Source organism: Shewanella sp. 11B5 (genome assembly GCF_002836795.1).
Classification (GTDB): Bacteria; Pseudomonadota; Gammaproteobacteria; order Enterobacterales; family Shewanellaceae; genus Shewanella; species Shewanella frigidimarina.
The window spans coordinates 1-1,027 of the sequence record NZ_PJAP01000210.1 but is presented as its reverse complement, the minus strand read 5'-3'; the positions used below and the strand labels follow the sequence as shown (position 1 = coordinate 1,027).

Here is a 1,027-nt window from a genome sequence, read left to right as displayed (position 1 = left end):
CTATCCAAGTGTTTTGGGCCTAGGGAAAGGGCTCGATTAAGAGCCTTGCGCTACTGTTGTGGCATCTTAAGATAGCTTAGGATGCCAAATACTGAATCGAACATAGATTAATTATAGGCACTCAAATTGTGTTGTGCATAAAATTTAATCAATAATGTTGGTTCGGCACTCTGTTTTACAGTAATTCATTGATAAGAATGTTTTATATTCTTTATTCTTGCTCATCGAAATAGTGTTGCGTGTTATAGATATAAGTTAACGTTATCGCGTACCAAATCACGCGGTAAATTGTTTTTAAGTCTATGACCTAAATGTTTTACGACCCCAAGCACGACTTTATGATAACTCACTAGCATTTCGCCTTGTGGCATGATGGCTAACTGTTGCTGTGTCGGTTGATCAAAAGTGCTTGTAGCAATATCACGACCCATTAAAAAACCTTGTGCTTGAGCCGCACTTAATTCCATGGTTTTTGCTGGATTATGCGCTGCTGCCGATAAAGCAATGACGGCTTCATGTTTAGCTTTGTAGCCTTTTTTCATCGCATCAGCGAGCTTAATACCAATTCGCTGAAAGCGCATTTTGCCGATAAAAGGCATAAATTGGGCTGGAAATAACCAATATTCATCGTCACGCAACATGATGACGTCATCGCTAGGTAACTCAAGACAGAAGCTGTCGTAAAAGTATTGTGTTAATTCCGCTTTTTGCTTTTCATTTGCGGGATTAAAAGGAAAGTTTTTTTGTAATTTAGGCTGTTTTTTTACTCGTTCAACCGAGGCTTTTTTACGAATTTTGGCGACAAAAAAACCTTCACTGTCATAAATTTGTGGCCATACATGTAAAAAACCTTCTTCAGTGCACGCTTTGTCTGCACCATCGAATAACTCAGCCAGCGACTCAAACTCAACTGCATCGGGGTAAGTTTGCTGTAAGTGATAACAGATATGTTGGTTTTCTAACTGGCTCAGAGTACAAGTTGAATAGACTAAAATTCCGCCTGGCTTTAACGCTAAAAATGCAGATT

General features: G+C 38.9%; 1 pseudogene. It reads right to left on the bottom strand.

Features of this window, described 5'->3' with window-relative positions:
* Positions 1–242: 242 nt before the first annotated feature.
* Positions 243–1,027: pseudogene (yebU, locus tag CXF78_RS01710) on the bottom strand (16S rRNA (cytosine(1407)-C(5))-methyltransferase RsmF); the annotation flags it as partial.